This window comes from Brachyspira sp. SAP_772 (genome assembly GCF_009755885.1).
In the GTDB taxonomy this organism is placed as follows: domain Bacteria; phylum Spirochaetota; class Brachyspiria; order Brachyspirales; family Brachyspiraceae; genus Brachyspira.
Map to the genome: position 1 here is coordinate 1 of NZ_VYIX01000318.1, position 571 is coordinate 571.

The window sequence follows — 571 nt, forward strand, 5'->3', positions numbered from 1 at the left end:
TATATTTTATTTGAAGATAAAAAATATCCATTAGGTACAGTAGAAAGTTATATTTTATTTGAAGATAAAAAATATCCATTAGGTACAGTAGAAAGTACTGCTGTTATAAAAGATAATGCAAAAATAGATAAAGAAACCTATATAGGAGATAATGCCCATATTGGGAAGAATGTAAAAATTGCTAAAGGAAGTGTAATAGAGAGCGGAGTATTTTTGGGAGATGATGTTGAAATAGGAGAGAATTGCATTATACATTCAAATGTTTCTATACATGACAGATGCATAATAAAAAACAATGTTATAATAGGTTCATCTACTGTTATTGGCAATGATGGTTTTGGATTTTTTGAAGTTAATGGAAAGCAGATGAAAATTCCTCAAAGGGGAAATGTTGTTATAGAAAATGATGTTGAAATAGGTGCTAATGTTTGTATAGATAGGGCTACTTTAGGCTCTACAATTATTAGAGAAGGCGTAAAAATAGACAACTTAGTTCAAATTGCTCATAACTGCGACATAGGAGAGCATTCTATCATTGTATCACAAGTTGGAATTGCAGGAAGCAGTAAAT

1 protein-coding gene is annotated in these 571 nt (G+C 30.1%); it reads left to right on the forward strand.

Features of this window, described 5'->3' with window-relative positions:
• A partial coding sequence (locus GQX97_RS14260; protein ID WP_157152362.1) for a UDP-3-O-(3-hydroxymyristoyl)glucosamine N-acyltransferase occupies nt 1-571 on the forward strand: 571 nt, incomplete at both ends.